Consider the following 13,423-nt stretch of genomic DNA (forward strand, 5'->3'; position numbering starts at 1 on the left):
ACGCCGTCGACGCTGTCCCCGGCGGAGTTGAGGTTCTCGGCGATGCCGTTGGCACCCCCTTCGACCTGGGTGCCCACCTCGGCGATGGTGGACACCGCCGAGTGCACCGCCATCCCGACCATCACCCAGACGACGACCCAGCCGATCACAGTCACATCGCTGACGAGCTGCATGAACAACCGGTGTGGCCGGGAGGCGTAGGGCACATAGCGCGAACTCATGCCATCGATCCCAACACGGCGGGAGCCCTTCGGACACGGCGATCGTCCAATCCGACGTGATCACCGAAATCACATCAGGGCGACCCACAGGTGCCGGATGCCGGTGTGCCGATTGCTGCGGGTCCACTCGACCGGTGCGGTCACCTCGACCGCGGCATACCGGGCCAGGATCTCCTCGAAGAGCACCCGCAGTTCCAGCCGCGCCAGATTGGCGCCCAGGCAGTAGTGGACGCCCTGTCCGAAGCCCAGGTGCGGGTTGGGTTTACGCCGGATGTCGAACACGTCCGGGGCATCGAACACCTGCGCGTCGCGGTTGGCCGACGCCTCCCACACCAGTACCTTCTGCCCCGCCTCGATCGCGCAGCCGCCCAGTTCGGTATCGGCGGTTGCGGTGCGCCGCTTGGACGGCGACGGTGTCGTCCACCGCAGCATCTCCTCGATGGCCGACGGCAACGCCGCGGGATCGTCGCGCAACAGCGCGTACTGATCGGGGTGCTGGGCCAGGGCCAGCAGTCCGCCCGCGATGGCATTGCGGGTGGTCTCCGCGCCGGCCGAGAACAGCAGATTGAAGAACAGGTAGAGTTCGATACCACTCAGGGCCGACCCCGGACCGTCGCCGAAGTCGGCGTTGGCGACCACGGATAGCATGTCGTCGGTGGGCGAAATGCGTTTGGCCGCAATCAATTCGGTCCCGAACTGGTAGATCCGCGAACCCGCCTCCTCGACGGACATCCGCATCGAGGCGCGCCGCGCACCGCCGAAGTCGAAGTGCGGTTCGATGGCCTCGAACAGCCAGTGCCGCTCGGATTCGGGAATTCCCAGCAGGATGCAGATCATCTGCATCGGCAGCTCGGCGGCCACGTCCACCAGGAAATCGAAACCGGTGCCGCGTTGGACACCGTCGAGCAGCCGCGTGGCCCGGGCCCGCAGATCGTCCTCGACCCGCGCGATCATCCGCGGGGTCAGGCCCGAGCTGACCAGGCGGCGGATCGCCGAGTGCCGGGGATCGTCCATCATGTTGAGCACCTGGCCGGCGATCGAGATGTCCTGCAGCAGGGTGCCGCCGAACGGTCGGCCGCCACCGGTGACCGACGAGTAGAGCACCGGATCACGCAGTACAGCAAGGGTTTCCGCGTAGCCGGCCACCGACCAGAAGCCTTCGTCGTCGGGGGTGTTCTCGGTGGGCTCGTGCCAGTACACCGGAGCCTCGCGCCGGTGCCGGTCGAACAACTCGTGCGGGAAGCCTGCGGCGAAATTGTCCAGATCGGTGAGATCGGCCCCGATCAGAGGATCGCTCCCGGGGTGTACTTGGCGGCCTCCGGGTAGCGCGCCACCAGTTCCGACACCGCGGCGGCGACGGCATCCACCTGATCGGCGGCCGCGCCGGTGAACGCGGACCTGTCGGCCAGGGCGGCGTCGAGTGCGGGCCGGTCCAGCGGCAGCCGCGGGTCGGCGGCCAGCCGGTCCAGAAGGTCAGGCTCCAAACCCTTTTCGCGCATCGCCAGGGCGACGGCCACGGCGTGTTCCTTGATGACCTCGTGCGCGGTCTCGCGGCCCACACCGGCGCGCACCGCGGCGATCAGGATGCGGGTGGTCGCCAGGAACGGTAGATAGCGGTCCAGCTCACGCTGGATCACCGCGGGGTAGGCACCGAACTCGTCGAGCACCGTCAGGAACGTCTCGGTCTGCCCGTCGACGGCGAAGAACGCGTCGGGCAGTGCCACCCGGCGCACCACCGAGCAGAACACGTCGCCCTCGTTCCATTGCGCACCGGCGAGTTCGGCGGCCATCGAGGCGTAGCCGCGCAGCACCACCTGCAGGCCGTTGACCCGCTCGCAGGACCGGGTGTTCATCTTGTGCGGCATGGCCGAGGATCCGACCTGACCCGGCGCGAAGCCCTCGGTCACGAGCTCGTGGCCGGCCATCAGACGGACGGTGTGGGCGAACGATGACGGACCGGCACCGAACTGCACCAGCGCCGACAGCACGTCGTGGTCCAGCGACCGGGGGTAGACCTGCCCGACACTGGACAGCACGGCGCCGAACCCGAGAAACGATGCCACCCGCGACTCCAACTCGGAAAGCCGTGCGGCGTCCCCGTCGAACAGGTCGAGCATGTCCTGCGCGGTTCCCATCGGGCCTTTGATGCCGCGCAGCGGGTACCGGTCGAGCAGCTCCCGCAGCCGCTGCAGGGCCACCAGCGTCTCCTGCGCGGCCGAGGCGAACCGCTTGCCCAGCGTGGTCGCCTGGGCGGCGACGTTGTGCGAACGCCCCGCCATCACCAGGTCCCGGTACTGCACGGCGCGGTCGGTCAGCCGCGCGACGACGGCCACCCCGTGGGCGAACACCAGTTCCAGTGACCGGCGGACCTGCAGCTGTTCGACGTTCTCGGTCAGGTCGCGGCTGGTCATGCCCTTGTGCACGTGCTCGTGCCCGGCCAGCGCGTTGAACTCCTCGATGCGGGCCTTGACGTCGTGGCGCGTGACGCGTTCACGGTCGGCGATCGACGACAGCGAGACGTCCTCGAGCACCCGCTCGTAGTCGTCGACCACACCGTCGGGCACCGGTACGCCGAGTTCGGCCTGCGCCCGCAGGACCGCCAGCCACAACCGCCGTTCGGCGACGATCTTGGCCTCCGGCGACCAGATGGACAACATCTCGGCGCTGGCGTAGCGACCGGCCAGTACGTTGGGAATGCTCCCGGGAATGCTCACGAAGACACAGCTTACGGTCCCCGATCAGGCACAGTAGGACGGTGTATTTCGTCGGCCTGGACCTCGCCTGGGGTGAACGCAAGCCCACCGGAGTCGCCATCATCGAATGCACCGGCGACACCGGGCGGCTGGTGTACGCGGGTGCGGCCACCGATGACGACAGCATCCGCGCCGCCCTGGCGCCGTACGTGCAGGGCGACTGTGTGGTCGGCATCGACGCGCCGCTGGTCGTGACGAACCCGACCGGTCAGCGGCCCGCCGAACGCCAACTCAACGCCGACTTCGCGCGCTACCAGGCCGGTGCGCATCCCACCAACACGGGCAAGCCCGAGTTCGCCGGCACACCGCGCGGCGCCCGGCTCGCCGGGGCGCTGGGGCTGGACATCGCCCCGGACGCCACCGCGGTTGATGGCGCCACACGTCGCGCGTTCGAGGTGTATCCGCATGCCGCCGCGGTCGCGTTGTTCCGGCTCGGCCGCACGCTGAAGTACAAGGCCAAGCCGGGCCGCACCGTCGCCGGGCTGCGGGCCGAACTGCTGCGGCTCATGGAGCACATCGAGGAGCTGGCCCAGGCCACCCCGGCCCTGCGGGTCGCCGACAGCGACGACTGGGTGCACCTGCGCGACGTCGTCGAAAGTGCTTCGCGCAAGAGCGAATTGCGCACCGCCGAGGATCCGGTGGACGCGGTGCTGTGTGCCTACGTGGCGATGTTCGCGTTCCGCCGACCGGCCGATGTCACCACCTACGGTGACGCCGGGACGGGCTACATCGTCACCCCGACGCTGCCGCACGATCTGGTCCCGGCCGCCCCGGAACCGACGCCGGGCGCCATCCACGACGCGATCGCCACCTACACCCAGCGGCTCCCGAGCCTGGCCGAATCGACCGAGCGCTACCTGGCCCAGGTGACCAACCTGCTCGACGACGCCGGCATCAACTACCTGAGCGTGCGCGGCCGCACCAAGACGGTGGCGTCGTTCGCCGCCAAGGCGGACCGGACCGTGGACGGCCGGCGGCTCTACACCGATCCCCTCTCGGAGATCACCGACCAGATCGGGCTGCGGGTCATCACCTTCCTGCGCGACGACGTCGCGACGGTGGCCAATCTGCTCGCCGACGAGATGCGCCTGCTCGAGGACCGCGACATGGGCCGCGAGACCGCGAGCGCGGGCCGGTGGGGTTATTCCAGCCGGCACCTGCTGGTGGCGGCCGAGGGCGAGCAGCAACCCGCCTCCATCCAGGTGCGCACGATCCTGCAACATGCCTGGGCGGAGTTCGAGCACGACATCCGCTACAAGGGGTCGGTGCCCGAGGAGGATGTCCCGGATCTGGATCGCCGATTCGCCCTGGCGGCCGGCCTGCTCGAGCTGGCCGACAACGAGTTCTCGGCGATCCGGGACCGGCTGCGGTCCACCGCGCCGGTCGAGCGCACATCCCAGGACGCCGACACCGCGGACCCGAGGATCCCCACCCCGGTGCTGGCGACCTATCTGGGCAACCGATTCCCCGACGCCGGCTGGTCGCGCACCGAGCACTACGCCTGGATCTCCGGGCTGCTGCTGGATCTGGGCATCGACTCACTCGACGCGCTCGACGGTGTGCTCGCCGGCATCGACACCGACGCCGTCAACGCCGCGATGGGTTATCGCTATCCGGCGGGCGCGGTCCGCCGCCTCGACGACGTGTTACTGGCGGTGTTCGGCCCACGATACGTGGGGCTGCAGGACAACCAGCACCGAATTGCCTTGCTGGAGAACAGGTTCAGGAAGATCGGCGGCTGAGCTTTCGGCCGGGCGGCGGTCTCAGACGTGCAGGGCGCGCTGGTCGATGGGCGCGAACACGTCGATGACGTCGATCAGCGTGGCCCGCGCGCTGTCGCGGGGCGTACCGCCGTCGTCGACCAGTGCCGAGACCACCGCGCCGTCGACCGCGCACACCAACGCGGACAGCAGGTCGCTGCGCACGCACCGGCCCGAGCGTTCGACGGCCTCGCCGACGGCGTCGGTGCGCTGGCGCAGGACGCGTCGCTGGATGTCGCGCAGCGCCGGCTGACGTGCGCACGCGATGTAGCGCTCGTAGCGGGAGATGAGTTGTTCGGTGCCGGCACCGGTGTCGTCGAGGAGGAGTTCGACGAGGACGTCGGCGGTCGACTCGGCACCGCGGCGCCGGCGCGACAGCAACGAGACACGGCTGCGCATCTGGGCCGCCTCGGCCAGGCCGATGTATTCGACGGCGGCCGCGATCAACTCGTCCAGGGACGAGAAGTAGTAGGTGGTCGACGCCAGCGGCAGACCGGCCCGCCGCGCGACGGCGCGATGGCGAACGGCTTCGAATCCGCCCTCGGACAGCAGCTCGGCGGCGGCGCTCACGAGCGCGCCCCGTCGCCGTTCCCCTTTCGGGGTCACCGCTGCCGTCATGGTTGGTCATGGTGCCAGCAAACCCCGGCCACGCTGGGCGTTTTGCGGTAAACGGCCACACTTTTCCAAGCCTGGTCACAGGTTTCCGACAGGCGGTCGGGCGATGGCAAGATGGCCCGCATGCCGAACATGAGTCGCCGCAGTGCATTACGTCTGGGTGTGGGCGCGGTCGCCGGGGCGGCGGGCGCCGTCGTCCTCGGCGGACTGGCCGATCCGCTCATCGGATCCGCCGCCCCACCAGCCACGCCTGTCCCGCTCGAACCAGCGGTCCAACCCACCCAACCGACGATGGTCACCGGATCGTTCGTGTCGGCCGCGCGCGGCGGCGTGAACACCAACTGGGCCATCGCTCGCCCGCCGGGTCAGACGCAACCGCTGCGCCCGGTGATCGCCCTGCACGGCAAGGGCAGCGATGCCGCGACGGTGATGGCCGGCGGTGTGGAGCAGGGTCTGGCGCAGGCGGTGGCCGCCGGCCTGCCGCCGTTCGCGGTGGTGGCGGTCGACGGCGGCGGCAGCTACTGGCACAAGCGGGCGTCCGGGGAGGACTCCGGGGCCATGGTGCTCGACGAGCTGATCCCGATGCTCGGCGCGCAGGGCCTCGACACGTCGCGGGTGGCGTTCCTCGGCTGGTCGATGGGCGGTTACGGCGCGCTGCTGCTGGGCGCGCGGCTCGGGCCCGCCCGCACCGCGGCCATCACGGCGGTCAGTCCCGCGCTGTGGCTGTCCTCGGGTGCGACGGCGCCCGGTGCTTTCGACGGCGCCGCCGACTACGCCGCGAATACGGTGTGGGGTCTGCCGGCCCTGGCCCAGATCCCGATCCGCATCGACATCGGCACATCGGACCCGTTCTACGACGCCACCCAGGACTTCATCGCGCAGCTGCCGAACCATCCGGCCGGCGGGTCGTCACCGGGCGGGCACGACGCCGGGTTCTGGAGTTCGCAGCTGCCCGGTGAACTCACCTGGATGGCACCGCTGCTGACGGCCTGAGCCGTTCTGGTCAGCGGCCCGTGGTCCCGGTTTCAGCTCACCGAGTAGCGCATCGGCAGGTGCTTGAGGCCGCCGACGAACGTGGTGGCCATGTGTTCCGGCGCACCCGCGAGTTCGGCCGACGCCAATCGCGGCAGCAGTTCGGCGAAGAAGCTGTTGATCTCCATCCGGGCCAGCGCCGCACCGAGGCAGAAGTGCACGCCGTACCCGAATGCGATGTGCTTGTTGGGATCTCGGCCGACGTCGAACCGGAACGGCTCGTCGAAGATGTCCTCGTCGCGGTTGCCGGAGACGTAGGACAGCAGTACCGATTCGCCGGCGGCGATCCGGACCCCGCGGATCTCGTAGTCCTGCTGCGCGGTGCGCATGAACTCCTTGACGGGCGTGGTCCACCGGACCATCTCCTCGACCGCCAACGGCAGCAGGCTCATGTCGTTCTGCAGGCGGGCCAGCTGGTCCGGGTTCTCCAGCAGTGCCAGCATGCCGCCGGAGATGGCCGCGCTGCTGGTGTCGTGCCCGGCGGCGGCGACGATCGTGTAGTAGGACACCGTGTCGATGTCGGACAGCGGCTCGCCGTCCAGGGTGGCATTGGAGATCGTGGACGCCAGATCGTCGGTCGGGTTCGCGCGGCGTGACGCGGTGAGTTCGGTGAAGTACTGAAACATTTCGAGCAGCGCCATGCCCTGCTCCTCGACGGTGGCTCCGCGCTTGAACTCGTCGTCATCGCTGCCGAACAACTCCTGGGTGAGCCTGAGCATGAACGCGAAGTCGGACTCGGGCACGCCGAGCAGCGTCATGATCATGTACAGCGGGTAGTTGACCGCCACCTGCTGGACGAAGTCGCACTCCGGACCTTCGGCGGCCATCTTGTCGACGAACCGCTCGGCCAGTTCGTCGGCCCGATCCTTCAACGCGCGCATGGCTTTCGGCCGGAACCAGTTGGCCCCGATGGCCCGCAGGTCACGGTGCAACGGGTCGTCGGCGTGGATCAACGTCCGGATTCCCAGGGCGGCCTGTTGCTCGTCGCCCTCCCGGGTGGTCAGCACCGGGCGCGGCGAGTTGGTGAAGATGTCGTTGGCGCGCTCGATCTCCATGATGTCGGCATGCTTGGTGATGGCCCAGAACGGCGCGTAGCCGGGCACCTCGACCCACGACACCGGGGCGTCGGCCCGCAGCTGCGCGAGCCCCGCGTGCAGGCGCGCCTCGTCGGTGTAGGCCTTCGGATCGGCGAGCATCGCCCCGGCTGATTCGACGGTCGGACTGGCCATCCCCACGCTCCTCATCCTGTGACGCCGCTGACCGGCGCAACCACAGTAGCAGTTCCGGTAAGTTATTCAGTATCGGCTGGGGCCAGCATTCCGGTAGCCGTCTCGGCCCGTTGCTGGTACGCCCGCCGGGCGTCGGCGTCGAAGTCCAGGAAGACCCGATCGGAACCCACCCTCGCGTTGAGCCAGCGGCGCCCCCGCGGGCCCAGCATCGACATCAACGGGGCCATGAACCGCATCGGATACGGCACCACGACATGGGTTTTCGGCTTCTCGAGCACCTTGACCACGGCGGCGGCGATATCCGCGGGCGCCACCGGTTTGCTGCCCAACGGCGTCCGGGTGCCCGCGATCAGGTCGGTGGCGGTGAGCGGTGGCATGACCACGCTGACATGCACGCCGTGTGGGGCGAACTCGTCGGCCATCGCCGTCGACATTCCCACCACGGCGAACTTCGTTCCGGCGTACACCACCTGCCCCGGTACCGGCACCGCGCCGGCCAGTGACGCGATGTTGACGATGTGCCCGCTGCGGCGGTCGACCATCTCGGGCAGCACCAGCCGGCATCCGGTCAGCACCCCGCACAGGTTGACCTCGACGGCGGTGCGGATGGCCTGCTCGGACTGGTCGAGGTAGTGACCCACCGGCATCACCCCGGCATTGTTGATCAGCACGTCGATCCGGCCGTCGCCGTCGGCGCGGGCACGGTCCAGGAAGTTCGCGAACGACTCGGGATCGCTGACGTCCAGGGGGTGTCCGGTGACCCGCCCGGGCAACCGCCGGACCGCATCCTCGAGCGCCGCGACGTCGCGGTCGCCGATCACCACCCGCGCACCGCGCGCCAACAGCGCCGCGGCGGTTGCGTGGCCGATGCCGCGGGCGGCTCCGGTGATCGCGACGGTCTTGCCCTCAATGCTCACGGGATTTCCTTGTCAGTCATTCACTTTCGCGCGGACGTCCTCGAGCACTGCCGCGATGACGGGTTCCGGTGTGCCCCCGGCGAAGCCCGGCAGGACCCGGTCGAGCACGCCGTCGCAGCGGTGCGCCAGCGCCGCGGCGACCTTGTCGATCGGGGCGACGACGGCGAAGGCGCCCAGCATCTCGTCGTCGACCAGGTCCGCCATCGCGTCCCAGGCACCCGCGAGGGACAGCCGGCGCAACTCGGGCTGCAGCTCGCCCCAGCCGTGCAGTTCCAGCACCCTGCGATAGGCGGGGGTGGAGGCATAGAACGCGATCTGCTTGCGGTAGGCCGCCGCCGCGGCCGCCATCTCGCCCTCGTCCCGGCCGGTCACGACGAACACCGGGCCGGACACCTGGAACTGCGCGCGTTGACGTCCGGCGCGGTCGAGGCCGCGCTGCAGCGCCGGGATGGTGACCTCGTCGAGGTAGCGCCGCGTCGTGAACGCGTGGGCGAGCAGACCGTCGGCGACCTCGCCGCACACCTGCGTCATGGCCTCGCCGACCGCGGCGATGAAAATGGCCGGGTCGGGCTGCCCGGACGGCGCGGGGGTGAACATCGGCGTCATCAGCGTGTGGGTGTAGAACTCACCTGCGAATCGCAGCCGGTCACCCGTCCGCCAGCAACGCCAGATCTCCCGCAGTGCCGCAACGAATTCGGCCATCCGGCGCACCGGGTGGCTCCACGGCATGCCGAAGCGCTTCTCGATGTGCGGCTGGATCTGGGTGCCCAGGCCGAGCAGGAATCGGCCCCGTGAGTACGCCTGCAGATCCCAGGCCGTCTGCGCGACGGTCATGGGGTTGCGCGCGAAAGCGACGGCGATGCTGGTGCCCACCTCTAGTGTCGAGGTGTGCTCGGCGGCCAGCAGCAGCGGGAAGAACGGATCGTTGTTGATCTCGCCCGTCCAGCAGCCGTCGTATCCAGCGGCCTCGTGGGCCCGCGCCACCTCCGCGACACGTCCGAGATCGCTGGGTATTCCGCGGTCGACCTTGAGCTTCCCGACCATGTTGAGGACGCTACAGTAAGCAATTCGGTAGGGTCAACGCATGTCTGACTGGGATGCCACGCTGGCCGATCTGCAACGCCGGCGCGACCGGTCGACGGCAATGGGCGGGGCCGAGCGGCTGGCCGCACATCGCGCCCGGGGCAAGCTCGACGCCCGGGCCCGGGTGGCGCACCTGCTCGACGACGGAAGTTTCCGCGAGATCGGCACCCTGGTGGGCGGGGACGTGCCCGCCGACGGCATCGTGGCGGGCTCCGGGACGATCGACGGAGCACCGGTAATGGTGGGTGCCGAGGACTTCACCACCGTGGCCGGGACCATCGGCACCGGCAGCAACGCCAAGCGTTACCGGATCGCCGAACTGGCGGTCCGCAACAAGATCCCGATGGTAATGCTGTTGGAGGGAGCGGGCTTTCGGCCGGGATCCCACGGTGGACGCTCACCCATCGACCTCATCGGGCAGGCCCGCTGCTCGGGATTGGTGCCCACGGTGGCCGCCGTGCTGGGCCCCTCGGCCGGGCATGGCGCCCTGGTCGCCCCGGTGTGCGACTTCCGGATCATGAGCCGCCTCGGCGCGATCTTCACGGCCGGACCACCGGTGGTCCGGGAATCGACCGGGGAGGACATCTCGAAGGAGGAGCTGGGCGGACCGGGTGTCGCGCTGGCCAGCGGGGTGATCCACAATCTGGCCGACGACGACGCCTCCGCGCTCGACGAGATTCGGCGCTATCTGTCCTATTTCCCGTCCAGCGCGTGGTCGTATCCACCCGCACGGCCGGCCGATGACGGTCCGCGGTCCACGCCCGAGTTGGTGGACATCATCCCGCGTGACAACCGGCGGGTGTACGACATCCGGCGCGTCATGGACGTGGTATTCGACCGGCCGGACTGGTTGGAGGTGCAGCCGAAGTTCGGCCGTGGAATCGTCTGTGCCCTGGCCCATCTGGGCGGCCACCCGGTCGCGGTCGTCGCCAATCAGCCACAGGTGATGGCCGGGTCGATCGACAGCCACGCCGCCGACAAGGCCGCGCATTTCATCATGGTGGCCGACTCGTTCCACCTGCCCATCGTGTTCCTGGCCGACAACCCGGGCATGCTGCCCGGCAGCCGGTCCGAACGTGCCGGCATCCTGCGCAGCGGGGCGCGGATGTTCGCCGCCCAGACCATGGCCGGCACCATCAAGCTGCATCTGACCCTGCGCAAGGCGTACGGGTTCGGGTCAATGGTCATGTCGTTGTTGGGATTCGACGATCAGGTCGCGACGTTCGGTTATCCGGGCGCAACCATGGGGGCGATGAGCGCCGCAGCGCTCAGCCGGGCGTCGCACGCCGACGCGGACGTGTCCGCCGATCTTCGCGAGGCCGAACTGCAGGCGTCGTACCACTCCGCGCAGAACCTCGGCTTCGACGAACTCATCGACCCCCGCGAGACCCGCGACGCACTGTTGACCGCGCTGCGGCGCGCGCTATCCGCCCGCCAGGCTCCGGCGCAGCCGGTCACCCGAACCGCGATCCTGCCCTGATCGGATGTGGCCGTGATGACGCTACGCTCGCAGCTGATCGGCAGCTGGGAACTGGTCCGGTTCGAATCCCAGGACACTACAACCGGTTCCGTCCGCCAGCCGCTGGGCCCGCAGCCCCGGGGCCTGATCCTCTACACCGCGGACGGATTCATGTCGGCTCAATTGGCACCCGATGCCGCCGGCTCCGAGATCGCCGAATACATCGCCTACACCGGACCGTTCCATGTCGATGAGGACGCGGCAATCGTGCACCACCAGGTGCGGATGGCCACCATGCCCGACCTGCTCGCGGCACCGCAGTTGCGGGAGGTCCGCATCGACGGGGACCTGCTGGCCCTGTCTGCGACGACGACCGATGCGGCGGGAATCACCACTCGCAGCACCCTGACCTGGCGTCGGGCTACCCAATAGGAAGCATTGTGCCGCAAGATATCCGAGATCTGACGGACAACCGCGACGCCTACGCGGCCGAACTGCGCAGGCGGTGGGGCGGCCTACTCAGCTATCGCTACCTGGGCCGGACCTACGCGTCGATGGACATCGGCCCGGAGGACAACACCGTGACCCTGCGCCACGACATGCGCAACGCGACCGGCGGACTGTTACTGGCCGTGCTCGGCATCTCCTCCCCGGAGGGCGGTGGCATGTCGGATCTCGAGGCGGTGCCCAATCCCGTCGTGCACTCCTGTCAGGTGATCGATCCGGGTCGCGACGTCGCCCGGATCGAGGTGATCTCGGAGACGCTCAAACGGGGCCGCCAGATGGGTTACAGCCGTTCCCGGATCGTCGACGCCGACAACCCTTCTCGGGTGCTGGCGCTGACCGCGGGCCAGGGCGTGGCGATCGGCACACCGCCGGAGGGTCTGCAGAAGATGCCGGTCGAGCGGCTCGACGTGGTCGACTCTCCTGACATGCCGCCGCTGCGCCAGGTATTCGGTTGTGCCAGAAGGACCGACGGAAGTTGGGTCCTGCCCGAGCTGTCCGACGAGGTCGCCTCGCCCGATGCCGCGCTGCACATCGGCCCGCAGTTCGTCGCACTCGAGACCGCGGCGCTGGACGCCGCCGCCGAGACCGCCGGAACCGGCCTGCTGCAGGGCGTGTCGTCGCACGTGATGTTCATGGCCCGCGGCAAGACGGGCCCGTTCCGGGCGGAGGCAACCGCCCTCGGTGGTTCGGACGGCATGGTCGTTGTGCAGACCACCCTGTTCGATGAGGGAGCGGGCGACAAGGCCATCACCGTCGGCAGCTACCAGTTCTCGCCGAATCTCTGAGACCACCCAAATCTGTTCAGCACCCAGTGCGACATCCACTCGCACTTCGTGTCCGTGAACGCAGAACAGATGGGTCGGGATGCGGATCAGCCGCAGAGCGTTTCGGAGATCTCCCAAAGTCGCACGGCTCGTTCGGGATCCAGCGCGTAGGCCTCGACGTCGTCGCGGATCGCCCGGTCGGCCAGATACACCGATCCCGCGCCGTCCAGTTCGGGCGCCGTCGCGGCCCACACCTGTGTGGCCGCACCCTGCTCCGGGGTCAGCAGCGAGTCCAGCACCGCACCCTTGTCCCGATTGTCGGCGGCCATCGACCGCAGCGCGCCGAAGTCGTCCCGGGTCATGTGCCGCGCCAGCGACGTACCCACGACGCCGGGGTGGACGGCGACGGCGTGCACCCCGGCGTCGGCGTAGCGCCGGTTGAGTTCGACCATGTGCAGGATGTTCGCGGTCTTCGACGCGCCGTATGCGGCGAACTTGTCGTACTCGCGGCGTTCCCAGTTCGGGTCGTCCAGGTCGACATCGCTCATGTGATGCCCGTCGGAGGACAGGATGACGATGCGGGCGCCGGTCAGCTGCGGGCGTAGCAGCCGGGTGAGTTCGAAGTGGCCCAGGTGGTTCGTGCCGAACTGGTTCTCGAATCCATCGGCGGTCCGGGCGAACGGGGTGAACATGACGCCGGCGTTGTTCATCAGCACGTCGATGCTCGGCGCGAGCTCGGCGATGGCGGCGGCCGCGGTACGGACACCGGCCAGCGAGGTCAGGTCCAGGGCCACCAGCGACGTACGGGCGCCGGGGCTCTCGGCCTCGATCCACTGCTGCGCCTCGTCCAGCGCAACCATGTTGCGCGCCGCCAGGATCACGTGCGCACCGGCGGCCGCCAGCGCGCGGGCGGACTCGCGGCCCAGGCCCGCCGAGGCGCCGGTGATGACGCAGGTCTTTCCCATCAGGTCGACGCCGTCGACAACCTCGCGTGCGGTGGTCATGCCAATCCGTCCAATCCGTTGTGCCGATGCCCTCTGACGGGCCGGGGGAATGCTAGCCTGCCGACACTCGCACCAGCGT

At 69.2% G+C, this 13,423-nt stretch carries 12 protein-coding genes and 1 pseudogene; 5 read left to right on the plus strand and 8 right to left on the minus strand.

All coding sequences use genetic code 11. The features are described 5' to 3' along the window. The 3 genes and pseudogenes from U0R18_RS14560 to purB all read right to left on the minus strand — a co-directional run. Positions 1 to 221, minus strand: a pseudogene (locus U0R18_RS14560) (hypothetical protein); the annotation flags it as partial. A 69-nt stretch (positions 222 to 290) separates the two neighbouring features. Beyond that, positions 291 to 1,508, minus strand: coding sequence for a cytochrome P450 (locus U0R18_RS14565; RefSeq protein WP_526370380.1), 1,218 nt, complete (start codon positions 1,506 to 1,508; stop codon positions 291 to 293). Continuing rightward, on the minus strand, positions 1,505 to 2,929 hold the full coding sequence (gene purB, locus U0R18_RS14570) for an adenylosuccinate lyase (protein ID WP_526370382.1): 1,425 nt from the start codon (positions 2,927 to 2,929) through the stop codon (positions 1,505 to 1,507). Before purB ends, U0R18_RS14565 begins: the two co-directional genes overlap by 4 nt. A 47-nt stretch (positions 2,930 to 2,976) precedes the next feature. On the opposite strand from purB, the gene relZ reads away from it, so the two are divergent. Next, positions 2,977 to 4,716, plus strand: a complete 1,740-nt coding sequence (gene relZ, locus U0R18_RS14575) for a bifunctional ribonuclease/(p)ppGpp synthase (protein ID WP_526369577.1) — start codon at positions 2,977 to 2,979, stop codon at positions 4,714 to 4,716. 21 nt (positions 4,717 to 4,737) lie between these two features. Here relZ and U0R18_RS14580 read toward each other — a convergent pair whose 3' ends face one another. Next, positions 4,738 to 5,352 carry a TetR/AcrR family transcriptional regulator gene (locus tag U0R18_RS14580; RefSeq protein ID WP_526369579.1) on the minus strand — a complete coding sequence of 205 codons (615 nt, stop codon included), beginning with the start codon at positions 5,350 to 5,352 and terminating at the stop codon, positions 4,738 to 4,740. Positions 5,353 to 5,463: 111 nt separating this feature from the next. Here U0R18_RS14580 and U0R18_RS14585 point away from each other — a divergent pair, with 111 nt between their 5' ends. After that, positions 5,464 to 6,342, plus strand: coding sequence for an alpha/beta hydrolase (locus tag U0R18_RS14585; RefSeq protein WP_526369581.1), 879 nt, complete (start codon positions 5,464 to 5,466; stop codon positions 6,340 to 6,342). Positions 6,343 to 6,374: 32 nt separating this feature from the next. On the opposite strand, the gene U0R18_RS14590 is transcribed toward U0R18_RS14585, so the two are convergent. The 3 genes from U0R18_RS14590 to U0R18_RS14600 all read right to left on the minus strand — a co-directional run bounded on the left by U0R18_RS14590 (position 6,375) and on the right by U0R18_RS14600 (position 9,571). Further along, positions 6,375 to 7,610 (minus strand): cytochrome P450, encoded by a 1,236-nt coding sequence (locus U0R18_RS14590; protein WP_526369583.1) that lies wholly within the window; start codon positions 7,608 to 7,610, stop codon positions 6,375 to 6,377. A 62-nt stretch (positions 7,611 to 7,672) separates the two neighbouring features. Continuing rightward, a complete protein-coding gene (locus U0R18_RS14595; protein ID WP_526369585.1) occupies positions 7,673 to 8,527 on the minus strand; it encodes an SDR family NAD(P)-dependent oxidoreductase in 855 nt (284 codons plus the stop codon). A gap of 12 nt (positions 8,528 to 8,539) precedes the next feature. Then, the gene (locus tag U0R18_RS14600; RefSeq protein ID WP_526369587.1) at positions 8,540 to 9,571 is read right to left on the minus strand and encodes an LLM class F420-dependent oxidoreductase; all 1,032 of its coding nucleotides are present in this window, start codon (positions 9,569 to 9,571) and stop codon (positions 8,540 to 8,542) included. 40 nt (positions 9,572 to 9,611) lie between these two features. Between U0R18_RS14600 and U0R18_RS14605 the strand changes: the two genes are divergently transcribed. From U0R18_RS14605 to U0R18_RS14615, 3 genes are read left to right on the plus strand one after another with little or no spacing between them, the layout of a single operon-like run. Further along, complete coding sequence (locus tag U0R18_RS14605) at positions 9,612 to 11,090, plus strand: acyl-CoA carboxylase subunit beta (RefSeq protein ID WP_526369589.1); 1,479 nt, start codon at positions 9,612 to 9,614, stop codon at positions 11,088 to 11,090. 15 nt (positions 11,091 to 11,105) lie between these two features. Next, positions 11,106 to 11,501, plus strand: coding sequence for a lipocalin-like domain-containing protein (locus U0R18_RS14610; RefSeq protein WP_526369591.1), 396 nt, complete (start codon positions 11,106 to 11,108; stop codon positions 11,499 to 11,501). A gap of 8 nt (positions 11,502 to 11,509) precedes the next feature. Next, positions 11,510 to 12,361, plus strand: coding sequence for a hypothetical protein (locus U0R18_RS14615; RefSeq protein WP_526369593.1), 852 nt, complete (start codon positions 11,510 to 11,512; stop codon positions 12,359 to 12,361). 86 nt (positions 12,362 to 12,447) lie between these two features. On the opposite strand, the gene U0R18_RS14620 is transcribed toward U0R18_RS14615, so the two are convergent. Further along, positions 12,448 to 13,344 carry an SDR family NAD(P)-dependent oxidoreductase gene (locus tag U0R18_RS14620; protein ID WP_526369595.1) on the minus strand — a complete coding sequence of 299 codons (897 nt, stop codon included), beginning with the start codon at positions 13,342 to 13,344 and terminating at the stop codon, positions 12,448 to 12,450. Positions 13,345 to 13,423: the final 79 nt, after the last annotated feature.

Source organism: Mycobacterium sp., assembly GCF_046330795.1.
GTDB lineage: Bacteria > Actinomycetota > Actinomycetes > Mycobacteriales > Mycobacteriaceae > Mycobacterium.

Coding starts and splice junctions, on each gene's coding strand:
- U0R18_RS14610 (WP_526369591.1), top strand. CDS start 11,106: ATGACGCTACGCTCGCAGCTGATCGGCAGCTGGGAACTGGTCCGGTTC.
- U0R18_RS14590 (WP_526369583.1), bottom strand. CDS start 7,610: ATGGCCAGTCCGACCGTCGAATCAGCCGGGGCGATGCTCGCCGATCCG.
- U0R18_RS14600 (WP_526369587.1), bottom strand. CDS start 9,571: ATGGTCGGGAAGCTCAAGGTCGACCGCGGAATACCCAGCGATCTCGGA.
- U0R18_RS14620 (WP_526369595.1), bottom strand. CDS start 13,344: ATGACCACCGCACGCGAGGTTGTCGACGGCGTCGACCTGATGGGAAAG.
- U0R18_RS14605 (WP_526369589.1), top strand. CDS start 9,612: ATGTCTGACTGGGATGCCACGCTGGCCGATCTGCAACGCCGGCGCGAC.
- U0R18_RS14580 (WP_526369579.1), bottom strand. CDS start 5,352: ATGACGGCAGCGGTGACCCCGAAAGGGGAACGGCGACGGGGCGCGCTC.
- U0R18_RS14585 (WP_526369581.1), top strand. CDS start 5,464: ATGGCCCGCATGCCGAACATGAGTCGCCGCAGTGCATTACGTCTGGGT.